Annotated in this window: 28 protein-coding genes; all 28 read right to left on the minus strand. The window is 63.2% G+C overall.

Features of this window, described 5'->3' with window-relative positions:
• Nucleotides 1-26: 26 nt before the first annotated feature.
• Entirely contained in the window at nucleotides 27-527 is a 501-nt protein-coding gene (locus PI246_RS08090; RefSeq protein ID WP_320550774.1) for a disulfide bond formation protein B, read from the minus strand.
• A 198-nt stretch (nucleotides 528-725) separates the two neighbouring features.
• Entirely contained in the window at nucleotides 726-1109 is a 384-nt protein-coding gene (rplQ, locus tag PI246_RS08095; RefSeq protein ID WP_320550775.1) for a 50S ribosomal protein L17, read from the minus strand.
• A gap of 208 nt (nucleotides 1110-1317) precedes the next feature.
• Nucleotides 1318-2316: a DNA-directed RNA polymerase subunit alpha gene (locus tag PI246_RS08100; protein ID WP_046967234.1), complete on the minus strand. Its 999-nt coding sequence runs from the start codon at nucleotides 2314-2316 to the stop codon at nucleotides 1318-1320.
• A gap of 16 nt (nucleotides 2317-2332) precedes the next feature.
• On the minus strand, nucleotides 2333-2959 hold the full coding sequence (gene rpsD, locus PI246_RS08105) for a 30S ribosomal protein S4 (protein WP_029213873.1): 627 nt from the start codon (nucleotides 2957-2959) through the stop codon (nucleotides 2333-2335).
• A gap of 11 nt (nucleotides 2960-2970) precedes the next feature.
• Complete coding sequence (rpsK, locus tag PI246_RS08110; protein ID WP_007513384.1) at nucleotides 2971-3357, minus strand: 30S ribosomal protein S11; 387 nt, start codon at nucleotides 3355-3357, stop codon at nucleotides 2971-2973.
• 12 nt (nucleotides 3358-3369) lie between these two features.
• Nucleotides 3370-3726, minus strand: a complete 357-nt coding sequence (rpsM, locus tag PI246_RS08115; protein ID WP_144916975.1) for a 30S ribosomal protein S13 — start codon at nucleotides 3724-3726, stop codon at nucleotides 3370-3372.
• A gap of 119 nt (nucleotides 3727-3845) precedes the next feature.
• Nucleotides 3846-5171, minus strand: a complete 1326-nt coding sequence (gene secY, locus PI246_RS08120) for a preprotein translocase subunit SecY (protein ID WP_320550776.1) — start codon at nucleotides 5169-5171, stop codon at nucleotides 3846-3848.
• Nucleotides 5172-5175: 4 nt separating this feature from the next.
• Nucleotides 5176-5607 carry a 50S ribosomal protein L15 gene (rplO, locus tag PI246_RS08125; RefSeq protein WP_320550777.1) on the minus strand — a complete coding sequence of 144 codons (432 nt, stop codon included), beginning with the start codon at nucleotides 5605-5607 and terminating at the stop codon, nucleotides 5176-5178.
• A 6-nt stretch (nucleotides 5608-5613) separates the two neighbouring features.
• A complete protein-coding gene (gene rpmD / locus PI246_RS08130) occupies nucleotides 5614-5811 on the minus strand; it encodes a 50S ribosomal protein L30 (protein ID WP_320550778.1) in 198 nt (65 codons plus the stop codon).
• Nucleotides 5804-6313, minus strand: coding sequence for a 30S ribosomal protein S5 (gene rpsE / locus PI246_RS08135; protein WP_144916971.1), 510 nt, complete (start codon nucleotides 6311-6313; stop codon nucleotides 5804-5806). The genes rpmD and rpsE overlap by 8 nt, the downstream gene beginning before the upstream one ends.
• Nucleotides 6314-6434: 121 nt before the next feature.
• Entirely contained in the window at nucleotides 6435-6785 is a 351-nt protein-coding gene (gene rplR, locus PI246_RS08140; protein ID WP_144916970.1) for a 50S ribosomal protein L18, read from the minus strand.
• A gap of 30 nt (nucleotides 6786-6815) precedes the next feature.
• Entirely contained in the window at nucleotides 6816-7343 is a 528-nt protein-coding gene (rplF, locus tag PI246_RS08145; protein WP_320550779.1) for a 50S ribosomal protein L6, read from the minus strand.
• Nucleotides 7344-7354: 11 nt separating this feature from the next.
• The gene (gene rpsH, locus PI246_RS08150) at nucleotides 7355-7750 is read right to left on the minus strand and encodes a 30S ribosomal protein S8 (protein ID WP_320551214.1); all 396 of its coding nucleotides are present in this window, start codon (nucleotides 7748-7750) and stop codon (nucleotides 7355-7357) included.
• Nucleotides 7751-7925: 175 nt separating this feature from the next.
• On the minus strand, nucleotides 7926-8231 hold the full coding sequence (rpsN, locus tag PI246_RS08155; RefSeq protein ID WP_144916968.1) for a 30S ribosomal protein S14: 306 nt from the start codon (nucleotides 8229-8231) through the stop codon (nucleotides 7926-7928).
• Nucleotides 8232-8247: 16 nt separating this feature from the next.
• Nucleotides 8248-8787 carry a 50S ribosomal protein L5 gene (rplE, locus tag PI246_RS08160; RefSeq protein WP_320550780.1) on the minus strand — a complete coding sequence of 180 codons (540 nt, stop codon included), beginning with the start codon at nucleotides 8785-8787 and terminating at the stop codon, nucleotides 8248-8250.
• Between the two features lie 12 nt (nucleotides 8788-8799).
• Complete coding sequence (gene rplX / locus PI246_RS08165) at nucleotides 8800-9111, minus strand: 50S ribosomal protein L24 (RefSeq protein ID WP_320550781.1); 312 nt, start codon at nucleotides 9109-9111, stop codon at nucleotides 8800-8802.
• A gap of 14 nt (nucleotides 9112-9125) precedes the next feature.
• On the minus strand, nucleotides 9126-9494 hold the full coding sequence (gene rplN / locus PI246_RS08170; protein WP_144916965.1) for a 50S ribosomal protein L14: 369 nt from the start codon (nucleotides 9492-9494) through the stop codon (nucleotides 9126-9128).
• Nucleotides 9495-9507: 13 nt separating this feature from the next.
• On the minus strand, nucleotides 9508-9768 hold the full coding sequence (rpsQ, locus tag PI246_RS08175; RefSeq protein WP_144916964.1) for a 30S ribosomal protein S17: 261 nt from the start codon (nucleotides 9766-9768) through the stop codon (nucleotides 9508-9510).
• Nucleotides 9769-9779: 11 nt separating this feature from the next.
• Complete coding sequence (rpmC, locus tag PI246_RS08180; RefSeq protein WP_320550782.1) at nucleotides 9780-9965, minus strand: 50S ribosomal protein L29; 186 nt, start codon at nucleotides 9963-9965, stop codon at nucleotides 9780-9782.
• Entirely contained in the window at nucleotides 9965-10378 is a 414-nt protein-coding gene (gene rplP, locus PI246_RS08185) for a 50S ribosomal protein L16 (protein ID WP_144916962.1), read from the minus strand. The genes rpmC and rplP overlap by 1 nt, the downstream gene beginning before the upstream one ends.
• 12 nt (nucleotides 10379-10390) lie before the next feature.
• A complete protein-coding gene (gene rpsC, locus PI246_RS08190) occupies nucleotides 10391-11122 on the minus strand; it encodes a 30S ribosomal protein S3 (RefSeq protein WP_320550783.1) in 732 nt (243 codons plus the stop codon).
• A 15-nt stretch (nucleotides 11123-11137) separates the two neighbouring features.
• Nucleotides 11138-11473, minus strand: coding sequence for a 50S ribosomal protein L22 (gene rplV / locus PI246_RS08195; RefSeq protein WP_144916960.1), 336 nt, complete (start codon nucleotides 11471-11473; stop codon nucleotides 11138-11140).
• On the minus strand, nucleotides 11473-11745 hold the full coding sequence (gene rpsS / locus PI246_RS08200) for a 30S ribosomal protein S19 (protein ID WP_029213892.1): 273 nt from the start codon (nucleotides 11743-11745) through the stop codon (nucleotides 11473-11475). The genes rplV and rpsS overlap by 1 nt, the downstream gene beginning before the upstream one ends.
• A 12-nt stretch (nucleotides 11746-11757) precedes the next feature.
• On the minus strand, nucleotides 11758-12579 hold the full coding sequence (rplB, locus tag PI246_RS08205; protein ID WP_320550784.1) for a 50S ribosomal protein L2: 822 nt from the start codon (nucleotides 12577-12579) through the stop codon (nucleotides 11758-11760).
• An 18-nt stretch (nucleotides 12580-12597) separates the two neighbouring features.
• Nucleotides 12598-12891: a 50S ribosomal protein L23 gene (gene rplW / locus PI246_RS08210; RefSeq protein WP_320550785.1), complete on the minus strand. Its 294-nt coding sequence runs from the start codon at nucleotides 12889-12891 to the stop codon at nucleotides 12598-12600.
• Nucleotides 12888-13490: a 50S ribosomal protein L4 gene (gene rplD / locus PI246_RS08215; RefSeq protein ID WP_144916957.1), complete on the minus strand. Its 603-nt coding sequence runs from the start codon at nucleotides 13488-13490 to the stop codon at nucleotides 12888-12890. Before rplD ends, rplW begins: the two co-directional genes overlap by 4 nt.
• A gap of 11 nt (nucleotides 13491-13501) precedes the next feature.
• Nucleotides 13502-14143 carry a 50S ribosomal protein L3 gene (gene rplC / locus PI246_RS08220; protein WP_320550786.1) on the minus strand — a complete coding sequence of 214 codons (642 nt, stop codon included), beginning with the start codon at nucleotides 14141-14143 and terminating at the stop codon, nucleotides 13502-13504.
• A gap of 20 nt (nucleotides 14144-14163) precedes the next feature.
• On the minus strand, nucleotides 14164-14475 hold the full coding sequence (gene rpsJ, locus PI246_RS08225; RefSeq protein ID WP_014402136.1) for a 30S ribosomal protein S10: 312 nt from the start codon (nucleotides 14473-14475) through the stop codon (nucleotides 14164-14166).
• Nucleotides 14476-14478: the final 3 nt, after the last annotated feature.

The following is a 14478-nucleotide window of genomic DNA, read 5'->3' on the forward strand; positions in this document are numbered from 1 at the left end:
TAAGAGCGCCCCGGGGGCGCGGGAAATCAACGAACGGAACGACGGACGGCCACGAAGGCCCAGACGATGAGGACGACGAACCACAGGAGGGTCCAGCCCGGCATGGGGAGGCCGAGGATCGGTTCGATCTTGGCGCATTCGCCCGAGCCCGTGAACGCGAGCTTGAGCATTTTCATAAATGGGAAGGCATCGAACAGGTAGCCGAGACCCGGGCCGCATGCGGGCACCTGATCGGCCGGCAGACTCTGCAACCACAGGTGGCGACCCGCCGTGGCGATACCCCACAGGCCGCCCAGACCGACCAGGCTCGCGTAGACCACGCGCGGGGCCCGCGTGCGAGGACTATGCAAGGCGCCCACGAGGAAGAACACACCCATGAAGCACACGGCGATGCGCTGGAAGATGCACAGCGGGCACGGATCGAGATACATGACGTATTGCGCGTAGAGCGCGAAACCCATCAGCGCCGCGCAGACGACGAAGCCAGCGGCATAGCGGGTACGGAACGACCAGGTGCGAGGGTTCATGGAGCGCTTGTTGCGATGCGGGACATCCACGTTAACGCTTTGTGCAAGGACTTGCCAGAGCGACGTTGAAGTTTCCTCTGCAACCATGTCTATGAGTTGCAAGGAAAATCTTCCGAACCTCCCGATAGGAAGCGCTGAAAACGAAAAACCCCGGCAGGTCGCCCTGCCGGGGTCGGATCTCGCTGAACCGGCTGACGCTTACTCGGCGTCGACGGCTTCGCCCTGCGGACGATCCACGAGCTCGACATAAGCCATCGGGGCGTTGTCGCCCGGACGGAAGCCGCACTTAAGGATGCGCAGGTAGCCGCCGGGACGCTCGCGGTAGCGGGGGCCCAGCTCGACGAACAGCTTGCCCACGGCCTGCTTGTCGCGCAGACGCGAGAACGCGAGGCGGCGATTGGCGACACCGTCGGTCTTGGCAAGCGTGATGAGCGGCTCGGCGACGCGGCGGAGTTCCTTGGCCTTGGGCAGGGTGGTGCGGATAAGCTCGTGCTTGATCAGCGACGACGCCATGTTCTTGAACATGGCTTCGCGGTGGCTGCTCGTACGGTTGAGCTTGCGACCGGATTTCTGGTGGCGCATGGTGATGACTCTCTCTTGTCTGTTGTTATGAAAAGCCGGTCAGGATGAGCCGACTTCCCGCGGTTACCCGCTTTTCGAGGCTGTCAGAACGCCCCGTTATAAGAGCACGGTCTCTGTGGACCGCTCGAACGATCCGACGGAAATGCCGAGGCATCCGCCGGCCTTGCAAAGGATCGGGGCGATCGATGATCGATCGCCCCGAGTGCTATCAGCCGAGCTGCATACCGTGGGACAAGCCCGGCGGCGGCCAGTTCTCGAGCTTCATGCCGAGGGCGAGACCACGCCCACCCAGCACATCCTTGATTTCCGTCAGCGACTTCTTGCCGAGGTTCGGCGTCTTGAGCAGTTCCACTTCGGTCTTCTGAACCAGATCGCCGATGTAGTAAATGCTCTCTGCCTTGAGGCAGTTGGCCGAACGAACGGTGAGTTCGAGGTCGTCGATCGGACGGAGCAGAAGCGGATCGAAACCGCCCTTCTCCGCCTTGGTCGAATCGCTCTCGCGACGCGAAAAATCACCGAATACCGACAGCTGATCGTTGATGATCTCAGCCGCCTTACGGACGGCGTCTTCCGCACCGATCGTACCGTTCGTCTCGATGTCGAGCACGAGCTTGTCGAGGTTGGTGCGCTGCTCGACACGAGCGGCGTCCACTTCGTAAGCCACGCGCAGCACCGGCGCGAACGACGCGTCGAGCTGGAGACGACCGATCGGACGCGTCTCGTCATCCGGATGCTGGCGCGCGCTGGCCGGCTGGTAGCCGACGCCGCGACGAACCTTCAGGCGCATGTTAAGGGCCACATCCTTGGTGAGGTGGCAAATCACATGCTCGGGATTGACGATTTCGACGGAGTGGTCGACCGCGATGTCGCCGGCGGTAACCACGCCCTTGCCCTTCTTCGACAGCGTCAGGGTGACTTCGTCACCGCTGTGCTGGCGAATGGCAACGTCCTTGAGGTTGAGCAGGACTTCAATGACGTCTTCCTGCAAACCTTCGAGGGTGGTGTATTCGTGCAGCACGCCGTCGATTTCGACTTCGACGATCGCGCTACCCGGAATCGAAGAGAGCAGCACGCGACGCAGCGCGTTGCCCAGGGTGTGACCGAAGCCACGCTCGAGCGGCTCGACCACCACCTTCGCGCGGTTCGCTCCAAGCTGCTCGACGCTGAGGCCACGAGGCCGCAGCACACTAGTAGACGATACTGCCATGCAAGGCTCCGGTGGATTACTTCGAGTAAAGCTCGACGATCAGGGCTTCGTTGATGTCGGCCGGCAGATCGCCACGATCCGGAACGGCCTTAAACGTGCCCGCGAACTTCTTGCTGTCGACTTCAACCCACGACGGACGCAGGTCCATCGTGTCATAGATCGTCGCAGCTTCCTGAACGCGCAGCTGGGTACGAGCCTTTTCGGTCAGGGACACTTCGTCGCCCGGACGGACGTGGTACGAAGGGACGTTGACCTTCTTGCCGTTCACCGTCACGGACTTGTGAGCCACGAGCTGACGGGCCTGGGCGCGGGTGACCGCGAAACCCATGCGATAGACGACATTGTCGAGACGGCTTTCCAGCAGGCGCAGCAGGTTTTCACCCGTGTTGCCCTTCTGGGTCGAAGCCTTGGTGTAGTAGTTGCTGAACTGACGCTCGAGTACGCCGTAGATACGCTTGACCTTCTGCTTCTCACGCAGCTGGACGGCGTAGTCGGACAGGCGGGCGCGCTTGTTGGCGCCATGCTGACCGGGCTTGTTTTCGAGCTTGCACTTGGAATCAAGCGCGCGAGCCGGGCTCTTCAGACCGAGGTCGGCACCTTCACGACGCGCCAGCTTGCAGGTAGCTCCACGATAACGGGCCATGGTTATGCTCCTTAGACGCGACGCTTCTTGGGGGGACGGCAGCCGTTATGCGGAATCGGCGTGACGTCGATAATGTTGAGCACTTTGTAGCCCAACGCATTCAGGGAACGCACCGCCGACTCGCGGCCCGGGCCAGGGCCCTTGATGCGAACTTCCACGGTCTTCACACCGTAGTCGCCCGCAGCGCGACCGGCCTTTTCGGCGGCCACCTGAGCGGCGAACGGCGTCGACTTACGGGAACCGCGGAAGCCCGCGCCACCCGCCGTCGCCCACGACAGGGCGTTGCCCTGGCGGTCGGTGATCGTGACGATGGTGTTGTTGAAAGAAGCCTGCACGTGGGCCACGGCATCCGTGACAACACGCTTGATCTTCTTCTTGGTCTTAACCGGCTTAGCCATATTCGGTATCCGTTACTTCTTGATCGGACGACGCGGACCCTTGCGGGTACGGGCGTTGGTACGCGTGCGCTGGCCGCGCACCGGCAGGCCGCGACGGTGGCGCAGGCCACGGTAGCAACCGAGATCCATCAAACGCTTGACGGCCATACCGATCTCACGGCGAAGATCGCCCTCGACCGTGTACTTGGCAATCTCGGCGCGGATCTTCTCGACCTCGCCTTCGCTGAGGGACTTGATCTGGGTGGTGGGAACCACGCCAGCGTCCACACAGACCTTCTTCGCCCGCGAACGGCCGATTCCGTAAATGCTCTGCAGGCCAACCCAGACATGCTTCTGGACCGGCAAATTGACACCCGCGATGCGCGCCATGATGTACTGTCTCCGATGTGCTTCGTGCGCGGTAAACGCGCAATTTTAACCTGAATTAACCTAAACGGGAAGTCCTGCGGCGCGGGGCGCCAAGGCTTGCCCTACTTGGGATCTCCGTCTCAGCCGCGACGGAGATTGGACTTCTTGAGCAGACTCTCGTACTGGTGGCTCATGAGATGGGCCTGAACCTGGGCGATGAAATCCATCACCACCACCACCACGATCAGCAGCGAAGTGCCGCCGAAATAGAACGGGACGTGCCAGGCGTTCTGCATGAACGTGGGCACCAGGCAGACCAGCACGATGTAAATCGCGCCCACACCCGTCAGGCGGGTCATGACGCCATCGATGTAGTCCGCCGTGGAGCGACCCGGACGAATACCCGGAATCAACGCCCCCGAACGCTTGAGGTTATCGGCCGTTTCCTGCGAGTTGAACACGATCGCCGTATAGAAGAACGCGAACCCGATGACCAGCACCGCGAACACGATGTCGTGGATCGGCTCACCCGGGCTCAGCGCCGTGGTCAGCCACTGCAGCCAGCGCGACTGATTGGCGGAACCGAACCAGGTGGCGGCGGTCGCAGGGAAAAGCAGGAGGCTGGTCGCGAAGATCGGCGGAATGACGCCCGCCATGTTGATCTTCAACGGCAGGTGAGACACCTGGCGCTGCTGGAACTGGCGCTGGCCACCCTGCTTCGCGTAGTTCACGGTGATACGCCGCTGGGCGCGCTCCATGAACACCACGAACGCCGTCACCGCGAGGATCACCACCGTGACCATCAGCAGCTTGAGCACCGACAGCTCACCGTTGTTGGCCATGGTCAGCGTGTGGGCGATGGCGGCGGGCAGGCCGGCGACGATGCCGGCGAAGATCAGCATCGAGATGCCGTTGCCGATACCGCGTTCGGTGATCTGCTCACCCAGCCACATCAGGAACATCGTGCCAGCCGTGAGGCCCACCACCGACGCCATGACAAAGCCGGCACCCGGCATGTAAACCACCGGATTGCCGCCTGCGGCGACCTGCTTCTGCAGCGCCACGGCGATGCCGAACGCCTGGAAAGCCGCCAACCCCACGGTGCCGAAGCGCGTGTACATGGTCATCTTGCGACGACCCGACTCACCTTCCTTGCGCAGCGCCATCAGCGACGGCACCACCGAGCCCATCATCTGGACCACGATCGACGCCGAAATGTACGGCACGACGCCCAGGGCGAACACCGAGAAGCGGGACAGCGAACCACCCGAGAACATGTTGACCATGTTCAGCAGGCCGCCGCCGCCCTCGACCAGGCTCGTCATCGCCTCGGGGTTCACGCCCGGAACGGGAATGAACGAGCCAAGGCGGAAGACGATCAGCGCACCGATGAGGAACAGGATGCGCTGACGCAGTTCCGTCAGTTTGCCCAGCGAGCCGAGCTTATTGCCCTGCGCTCCAGCCACGTGATTACTCCACGCTGCCGCCGGCTGCCTCGATGGCGGCCTTGGCACCGGCCGTCGCGAGCACACCCTGCAGCTTGATGGCGCGATTGATTTCGCCCTTGAGCACGACCTTCACCTTCTTGGCGCGGCTCGAGACGAGGCCGGCGGCGTGGAGGGCGATCAGGTCGATGGTCTCGGCCTGGACCGAGGCGAGCTGATAGAGCATGACCTGCTCGGTGTCAGCCTTCTTCAGCGAGCGGAAGCCCACCTTGGGAAGACGACGCTGCAAGGGCATCTGGCCGCCTTCGAAACCGACGCGGTGCGTGTTGCCGGCGCGAGCGTGCTGACCCTTGTGGCCGCGACCGGCGGTCTTGCCAAGGCCGGAGCCGATACCACGCGCCACGCGGGTGCGGGTCTTGCGGGCGCCCTTGCCGGGCTTGATGTCGTTAAGACGCATGATTGCTTACTCCTCGACCCGAACCAGGTAGTAGACCGTGTTGATGAGGCCACGGACCTGCGGGGAATCCTTCAGTTCACGCACGTCGTTGAGCTTGTTGAGGCCAAGGGCCTTCACGCTCAGACGATGACGGCCCTGCACGCCGCGCAGGCCCTTGACCAGGCGCACGCGGACGGTGCCGGCGCTTTCGTTGTTCTTAGCCATTGCCCAACACCTCTTCGATGGTCTTGCCACGCTTGGCGGCAATGCGCTTCGGCGAGGCGACGGCCTGCAGACCCTTGATCGTCGCGCGGACGAGGTTGATCGGGTTGCGCGAGCCGACGGCCTTCGCGAGAACGTTCTTCACGCCAACCACTTCGAGCACGGCGCGCATGGCACCGCCGGCGATGACGCCGGTACCCTCGGAAGCGGGCTGCATGAAGACGCGGGCCGCGCCATGGTTGGCCTTGACGGCGTACCACAGCGTGCCATTGTTCAGTTCGATGTTGACCATGTTGCGACGGGCGCGCTCCATGGCCTTGGAAATGGCGACCGGCACTTCACGGGCCTTGCCATAACCAAAACCGACGCGACCCTCGCCGTCGCCGACCACGGTCAGCGCGGTGAAGCTCATCTGGCGGCCACCCTTGACGGTCTTGGCCACGCGGTTGACGGCGATCAGCTTTTCAAGCATGCCGTCCGAATTTTCGCGATCTGTCGAGGACATCTCTTATTCCTGATAGCCCGGATACTCCGGGACTTCTGTTTACGGCTTGGTCGCCGCTTGGAGTTGTAGGTACATCGGGCGACACCGGCCCCATGGGACCGGTGTCGTGGCCTGACGCCTCTTAGAACTTGAGGCCGGCCTCACGCGCCGCTTCGGCAAGCGCCTTGATGCGACCGTGGTAACGAAAACCCGAGCGGTCGAACGCGACGGACTCGACACCGGCGGCCTTGGCGCGCTCGGCGACAATGCGGCCGACCGTGCCGGCGGCTTCGACGTTCTTCTTGCTCTTGAGGCCTTCGGCGACCGACTTCTGCACGGTCGAGGCGGACGCCACGACCGTGCCGTTCGGCGCGAAGACCTGGGCGTACAGATGCTGACCGGTGCGATGCACGCTCAGGCGGTGGACTCCAAGCTCACGGATGTGGGCGCGGGTCGACTTGGCGCGGCGCAGGCGGGATTCGTTCTTGTTCATCGTCTCGTCTCCAGGAAGCGGATAGGCCGATTAGGCCTTCTTGGCTTCCTTCAGGATGATCGTCTCGCCGGCATAACGGACGCCCTTGCCCTTGTAGGGCTCCGGCGAACGGAACGCGCGGATCTTCGCAGCCACCTGGCCCACGAGCTGCTTGTCGGAACCCTTGATGAGGATTTCCGTCTGCGTCGGGGTTTCGATGGTGATGCCTTCCGGCGCTTCGAAGACGACCGGGTGCGAGAAACCGAGCGACAGGTTGATCGCCTTGCCCTGCATCTGCGCGCGGTAACCCACGCCGACCAGCTCGAGCTTCTTCTCGAAGCCGTTGGACACGCCATGCACCATGTTGGCGACGATCGCGCGGGCGGTGCCGCCGAACTTGTCGTCAGCGCCCTCGGCGAGGACGATGGTGGCCACGCCGTTGTCCTGCGCGAACGAAACGCCCGGCAGTTCGTGGGTGGTCAGGGTGCCCTTCGGACCCTTGACGGAAACGGTGCCGTTGGCGACCGCGATTTCGACACCCTTCGGGAGGGTGATGGGCTTCTTGGCTACACGTGACATGTCGGGACTCCTTACGCCACCTGGCCGATGACTTCGCCACCCAGACCCTTCGAACGGGCCTGTGCGTCGGTCAGCAGACCGGCGGAGGTGGAGATGATCGAGATACCCAGGCCGCCGAGGACCTTCGGCAGCTCGTCCTTGCCACGATAGACGCGGAGACCGGAACGGCTGACACGGGCGATGGATTCGATAGCCGGACGGCCTTCGAAATACTTCAGCTTGATTTCGAGAACCGGCTTGCCGTCTTCGTCGGCGACGCGGGCGTCGAGAATGTAGCCTTCGTTCTGGAGAAGCTTGGCAAGTGCCAGCTTCATCTTCGACGACGGAATACGGACAACCGCTTTACCCGTGGCCTGGGCGTTGCGGATGCGCGTAAACAGATCGGCGATGGGATCAGTCATGCTCATAAAAAAACCCTTGAGTGTGCACCGATATCCGAATGACCGGAGATCTTCAAATTGTAAAGCCGACAAGTCGTCGGTCTGCATTGCGCAGACCGACGATCATATCAGGCTGTGTCCACCCGGACAAGGGATGTCCAGGTGACGCTGTCCCGCCCTGGCGGGCAAGACAGCGGGCGTTTTACCAGCTGGCCTTGCGCAGGCCCGGCACGTCGCCACGCATGGTGGCTTCGCGCAGCTTGTTGCGGCCGAGACCGAACTTGCTGTACACGCCGCGGGGGCGACCGGTCAACGCGCAGCGATTACGCTGGCGGGACGGGCTCGCGTCACGCGGAAGCTTCTGCAGCTTGGTCTGGGCATCCATCTTCTCGTCGTACGAGGCGGTGGCGCTCAGGACGATCGCCTTCAGTTCGGCGCGCTTGGCGGCGTACTTCTTGGCGAGCTTGGCGCGCTTGAGGTCGCGCTCGATCATCGAGGTCTTTGCCATGTGTTCTCTCTGCCGATCAGTTGCGGAACGGGAAGCTGAAGGCTTCCAGCAGCGCCTTGGCTTCTTCGTCGGTCTTGGCGGTGGTGGTGATGGAGATATCCATACCACGCAGCGCGTCGACCTGGTCGAAGTCGATTTCGGGGAAGATGATCTGTTCCTTGATGCCGAAGTTGTAGTTACCCCGGCCATCGAAGGCGCGACCGGACACACCACGGAAGTCGCGCGTACGCGGCAGCGAGATGTTGATCAGGCGATCGAGGAATTCCCACATCTGGGCGCGACGCAGCGTCACCTTGCAGCCGATCGGCCAGCCGTCGCGGATCTTGAACGACGCGACCGAGACGCGAGCCTTGGTGGTCACCGGCTTCTGGCCGGCGATCTTGGCCATGTCGGCCACGGCATTGTCGAGGATCTTCTTGTTGCCGGCCGCCTCGCCCACACCCATGTTGAGCGTGACCTTGGTGATACGCGGCACCTGCATGACGTTCTGGTAACCGAAGCGCTCAGTGAGCTTCTGCATTACCGACTCTTTGTAAAACGTTTCAAGGCGGGTCATGACTTCGGTTCCTTACGCGTCGACCACTTCGCCCGAGACGAACACGCGCACCTTGCGCCCGTCCTCGAGCGTCTTGGTGGCCACGCGCTCGCCCTTGTTCTGGGCGGAGTTGAAGAGCTGGACGTTGGAGATATGGATCGCGGCTTCACGCTCGACGATTCCACCCGGCTGGTTGGCCTGGGGATTCGGCTTGGTGTGACGCTTGACGACGTTGACGTTCGACACGACCACGCGGTCGCCGTCGACACGCAGCACGTCGCCGCGCTGACCCTTGTTTTTACCGGTGATCACGACGACGTGGTCACCCTTGCGGATACGGTTCATGGTCTGGCCTCCGCTCAGAGCACTTCGGGCGCGAGCGAGACGATCTTCATGAACTTCTCGCTGCGCAGCTCGCGGGTAACCGGCCCGAAGATACGGGTGCCGATCGGCTCGAGCTTGTTGTTGAGGAGCACGGCCGCGTTACCGTCGAAACGGATCAGCGAACCGTCGGTACGGCGCACACCCTTGGCGGTACGAACCACCACGGCGTTGTACACCTCACCCTTCTTCACCTTGCCGCGAGGAATGGCGTCCTTGACGGTCACCTTGATGACATCGCCGATGCCGGCGTAGCGACGCTTGGAGCCGCCCAGCACCTTGATGCACATCAGTTCCTTCGCTCCGCTGTTGTCCGCTGCGGAAAGCGTGCTTTGCATCTGGATCATGGCTGCACCCTCCTCAGACTTCAGCGCGAGTGACGATGGCGACCACGCGGTGATGCTTGGTCTTCGACAGCGGACGGCATTCCGCGATGCGGACCACGTCGCCCTCGTTCGCGCCGGTTTCATCGTGCGCGTGGAGCTTCGTGGAACGGCGGATGATCTTGCCGAGCAGCGGATGCTGCACCTGGCGCTCGATCAGGACCGTGACCGTGTTGGTCATCTTGTTGCTGATGACGCGGCCCTCGAGGGTACGCGCCGCCTTCTGGTTATCGCTCATATCAGCCACCTTCACTTCTTGCCGCCGAGCACGAACTTCGTGCGGGCGATGTCGCGCCGGACGCGGCGCAGCTGGTGCGGCTGAGTGAGCTGACCGGAGCCCTTCTGCATGCGCAGATTGAACTGCTCCTTGCGAAGGTCCAGCAGATGCTGCTTCAGCTCTTCCGCCGACTTCTCTTTGATTTCTTTGATGGCCATTACATCACCGCCCTGGACACGAACTGGGTCTGGACCGAGAGCTTGGCGGCCGCGAGACGCATGGCCTCGCGCGCGGTCGCTTCGTCGACACCTTCGATTTCATAAAGCATGCGGCCCGGCTGGATCAGAGCGACCCAGAACTCGACGCCACCCTTACCGGCACCCATTCGGACTTCGATGGGCTTGCGGGTGATCGGCTTGTCCGGGAACACGCGGATCCAGAGCTTGCCGCCACGCTTGACGTAGCGCGTGATGCAACGGCGGGCGGCCTCGATCTGGCGCGCGGTCAGCTGACCGTGCGTCGTGGCCTTGAGGCCATACTCGCCAAAGCTGACAAGGTTCGAGTTAAACGCCAGACCGTCGTTGCGGCCCTTAAACATCTTGCGGTACTTGGTACGCTTCGGTTGCAACATGGCACCGGCTCCTTACTTCGCAGCGCGATCACGATCGCGGCGGTTGTCACCACCCTCGCGACGCGACGACTGCTGAGGCTGCTGTTCTTCCTTCGACTCGGCCGTGGCGGCCGCGAGGTCGAAGATCTCGCCCTTGTAGACCCACACCTTCACGCCGATGATGCCGTACTGCGTCTTGGCTTCGGCGGTGCCGTAGTCGATGTCGGCACGGAGGGTGTGAAGCGGCACGCGACCTTCGCGAGCCCACTCGGAGCGCGCGATCTCGGCGCCGTTCAGACGACCGGAGACGTTGATCTTGATGCCGAGGGCGCCGAGGCGCATGGCGTTACCGACCGAGCGCTTCATCGCGCGACGGAACATGATGCGACGCTCGAGCTGCTGCGCGATCGACTCGGCCACGAGCTGGGCGTCGAGTTCCGGCTTGCGGACTTCGCTGACGTTGATGTGCGTCGGCACGCCCATCATGTCGGTGACTTCCTTGCGGAGCTTCTCGATGTCCTCACCCTTCTTGCCGATCACCACGCCCGGACGGGCGGTGTGGATCGTCACGCGGGCGGTCTTGGCCGGACGCTCGATCTGAATCTTCGAGATACCGGCGGCGGCGAGCTTCTTGCGCAGCATCTCGCGGACCTTGAGGTCGGCAGCGAGATACAGGGCGTACTCACCCTTGTTGGCGTACCACTTCGAGTTCCAGTCCTTGGCAATGCCGAGGCGGATACCGGTGGGATGAACTTTGTGACCCATCGTGTCTTACCCCAGTCAGTTGCCCACAACCACAGTGATGTGGCTGGTGCGCTTCAGGATGCGCGAACCGCGGCCTTTGGCGCGGGCGTACATACGCTTCATCGCCGGACCTTCGTCGACGAAGATGCGCGAGACCTTCAGCTCGTCGACATCGGCGCCGAGGTTGTTCTCGGCGTTGGCGACGGCCGAGAGCAGCACCTTGCGAACGAGGTGAGCGGCCTTCTTGTTGGTATAGGCAAGCACGTCGCTCGCCCGGCCCACGGGCATGCCGCGGACCAGGTCGGCCACCAGGCGTGCCTTCTGCGCCGAGATGCGGGCGCTGCGCAGGATCGCTTTGGCTTCAGTGCTCATCACTTGCCCTTCTTATCGCCGGCATGGCCCTTGTAGGTGCGGGTCACCGCGAACTCGCCGAGCTTATGCCCGACCATGTTCTCGTTGATGAGCACCGGCACGTGCTGGCGGCCGTTGTGGATGGCGATGGTCAGACCGACCATCTCCGGCAGGATCATCGAGCGACGCGACCAGGTCTTGATCGGACGCTTGTTGTTGGCGGAAACGGCGGCTTCCACCTTCTTTACGAGGTGCAGGTCAACGAACGGACCTTTCTTTAGAGAGCGCGGCATGATCGTTTCCTATTACTTGCGACGACGCACGATGAACTGCTGGGTGCGCTTGTTGTTGCGCGTCTTGTAACCCTTGGTCGGCGTGCCCCACGGGCTGACCGGGTGACGGCCACCGGAGGTACGGCCTTCACCACCGCCATGCGGATGGTCGACCGGGTTCATGACGACGCCGCGGACGGTCGGACGGATGCCCTTCCAACGCTTCGCACCGGCCTTGCCGAGCTTGCGGAGGCTGTGCTCCGAATTGCCGACTTCACCGATGGTGGCGCGGCATTCGACCGGCACGCGACGCATTTCGCCGGAGCGAAGACGCAGCGTGGCGTAGCCCTGCTCGCGAGCGACGAGCTGGACGGACGCGCCGGCCGAACGGGCCAGCTGGGCGCCCTTGCCCGGCTTCATCTCGATGCAATGCACGGTGGAACCGACCGGGATCGACCGCAGCGGCAGGCAGTTGCCGGCCTTGATCGGCGAGTCGGAACCGGACACCAGGCGATCGCCCACCGCCACGCCCTTGGGCGCGATGATGTAGCGGCGCTCGCCGTCGGCGTAGCACAGCAGCGCGATGTGCGCAGTGCGGTTCGGGTCGTATTCAAGACGCTCGACAACGGCGGCAATGCCTTCCTTGTCGCGCTTGAAGTCGATGATGCGATATGCCTGCTTGTGACCGCCGCCGCGATGACGCGTGGTGATGCGACCGAAATGGTTGCGGCCGCCGGTCTTCGCCTGCGATTCGGTCAGGGGCGCGTACGGGGCGCCCTTGTGCAGACCCTCGGTCCGCACGCTGACTGCGTCGCGGCGACCCGGGGAGGTCGGCTTGTGAGTGATCAGTGCCATCTCAATTCAACTCCTGGCTCAGGCCTTGGCCGACACGTCGATCGTGTGGCCGTCGGCGAGGCGCACGTAAGCCTTGCGCTTGCCCTGGCGGTTGCCCTGGCGGAAGCGGAACGACTTGACCTTGCCCTTCGTGTTCACGAGGTTCACATCCACGACCTTGACGTCGAAGAGGTTTTCCACCGCGGCGCGGACGTCGGCCTTGGTCGCCTCGGGCGCCACGACGAAGACGTACTGGTTGTTCTCAGCCAGGCGCGCCGACTTCTCGGAGATGTGCGGCGCGCGAAGCGTGTTGAGCGTGCGTTCGGTGGTCATGCGAGCCACTCCTCGACCTTCTTGACCGCGTCCACCGTCATGACGACGAAGTCGCTACCGACCAGGCTGACCGGATTCAGGGCCAGCACGTCGACGACGTGGATGTACGGAATGTTGCGGGCGGACAGGTACAGCGCCTCGGTGGAGTCTTCCGACACCAGCAGGACACGACCCTTGACTTCGAGTTCGGCGAGCTTGGCGATCATGCCCTTGGTGCTGGGCTTGTCGATCGACAGGGCCGGGACCACCTTCAGACGACCCTGACGGGTCAGCTCGGCAATGATCGAACGGATCGCAACGCGGTAAGCCTTGCGATTGACCTTCTGCTCGAAGCTGCGCGGCTTGGCCGCGAACGTGACACCACCGCCGACGAAGATCGGGGCGCGGTAGTCACCGTGGCGGGCGCCGCCGCCCTTCTGCTTCTTGAACTTCTTCGTGGTACCGGACAGTTCACCGCGCGACAGCTGCGCCTTGGTGCCGGCACGGCCGCCCGCCTGGTAGGCGGTCACGACCTGATGCACGAGGGCCTTCTTGTACTCGCCGCCGAACACATCGTCGGAAACGGTGAGCGACTGGGCGCCAATAACATTGAGTTCCATGGCGTCTCTCCTCAACCCTTGGTCGTCGGACGAATCACGACGTCACCGCCCGGCGCGCCCGGGACTGCGCCCTTGACCGCGATCAGGTGGCGCTCGGCGTCGACCTTGACAACTTCCAGGCCCTGCTGCGTACGGTTGACCGCACCCATGTGGCCCGACATCTTCTTACCAGGGAACACGCGACCCGGCGTCTGGCGCTGGCCGATCGAGCCCGGGGCGCGATGCGACAGCGAGTTACCGTGCGTGGCGTCGCCCATCTTGAAGTGGTGACGCTTGATGGTGCCCTGGAAGCCCTTACCCTTCGAGACGCCAGAGACGTCGACCGTCTGACCGACGGTAAAGACGTCATCCGCCTTGATCTCGGTGCCGATCGCGTACTTGCCCGCGTCTTCCGCGGCGACGCGGAATTCCCACAGGCCGCGACCCGGCTCAACCTTGGCGTTAGCGTAATGGCCCTTCAGCGGAGCCGTCAGGAGCGAGGCGCGCTTCGCGCCCGTCGTGACCTGCACGGCGCTGTAGCCGTCGTTTTCTTCGGTCTTCACCTGCGTCACGCGATTCGGGGTCGCTTCAATCAGCGTCACCGGAATCGAGCGGCCGTCTTCGGTGAAGAGCCGGCTCATGCCGCACTTGCGGCCAACCAGTCCGATACTCATCTTCGTATCCTTTAGTCCGCTCAGCCGAGCTTGATCTGGACGTCGACGCCGGCCGCGAGATCGAGCTTCATGAGCGCGTCCACGGTCTTGTCGTTGGGGTCGACGATGTCCAGAACGCGCTTGTGGGTACGAGTCTCGTACTGGTCGCGGGCATCTTTGTCGACGTGCGGCGACACCAGAATGGTGTAGCGCTCAATCTTGGTCGGCAGCGGGATCGGGCCGAGGACCGTGGCGCCAGTGCGCTTGGCCGTCTCGACGATTTCGCTGGCCGAACGGTCGATCAGACGATGATCGAACGCCTTGAGCCGGATGCGAATCTTTTGGTTCGCCATAAA

The organism is Luteibacter sahnii (assembly GCF_034063545.1).
In the GTDB taxonomy this organism is placed as follows: domain Bacteria; phylum Pseudomonadota; class Gammaproteobacteria; order Xanthomonadales; family Rhodanobacteraceae; genus Luteibacter; species Luteibacter sahnii.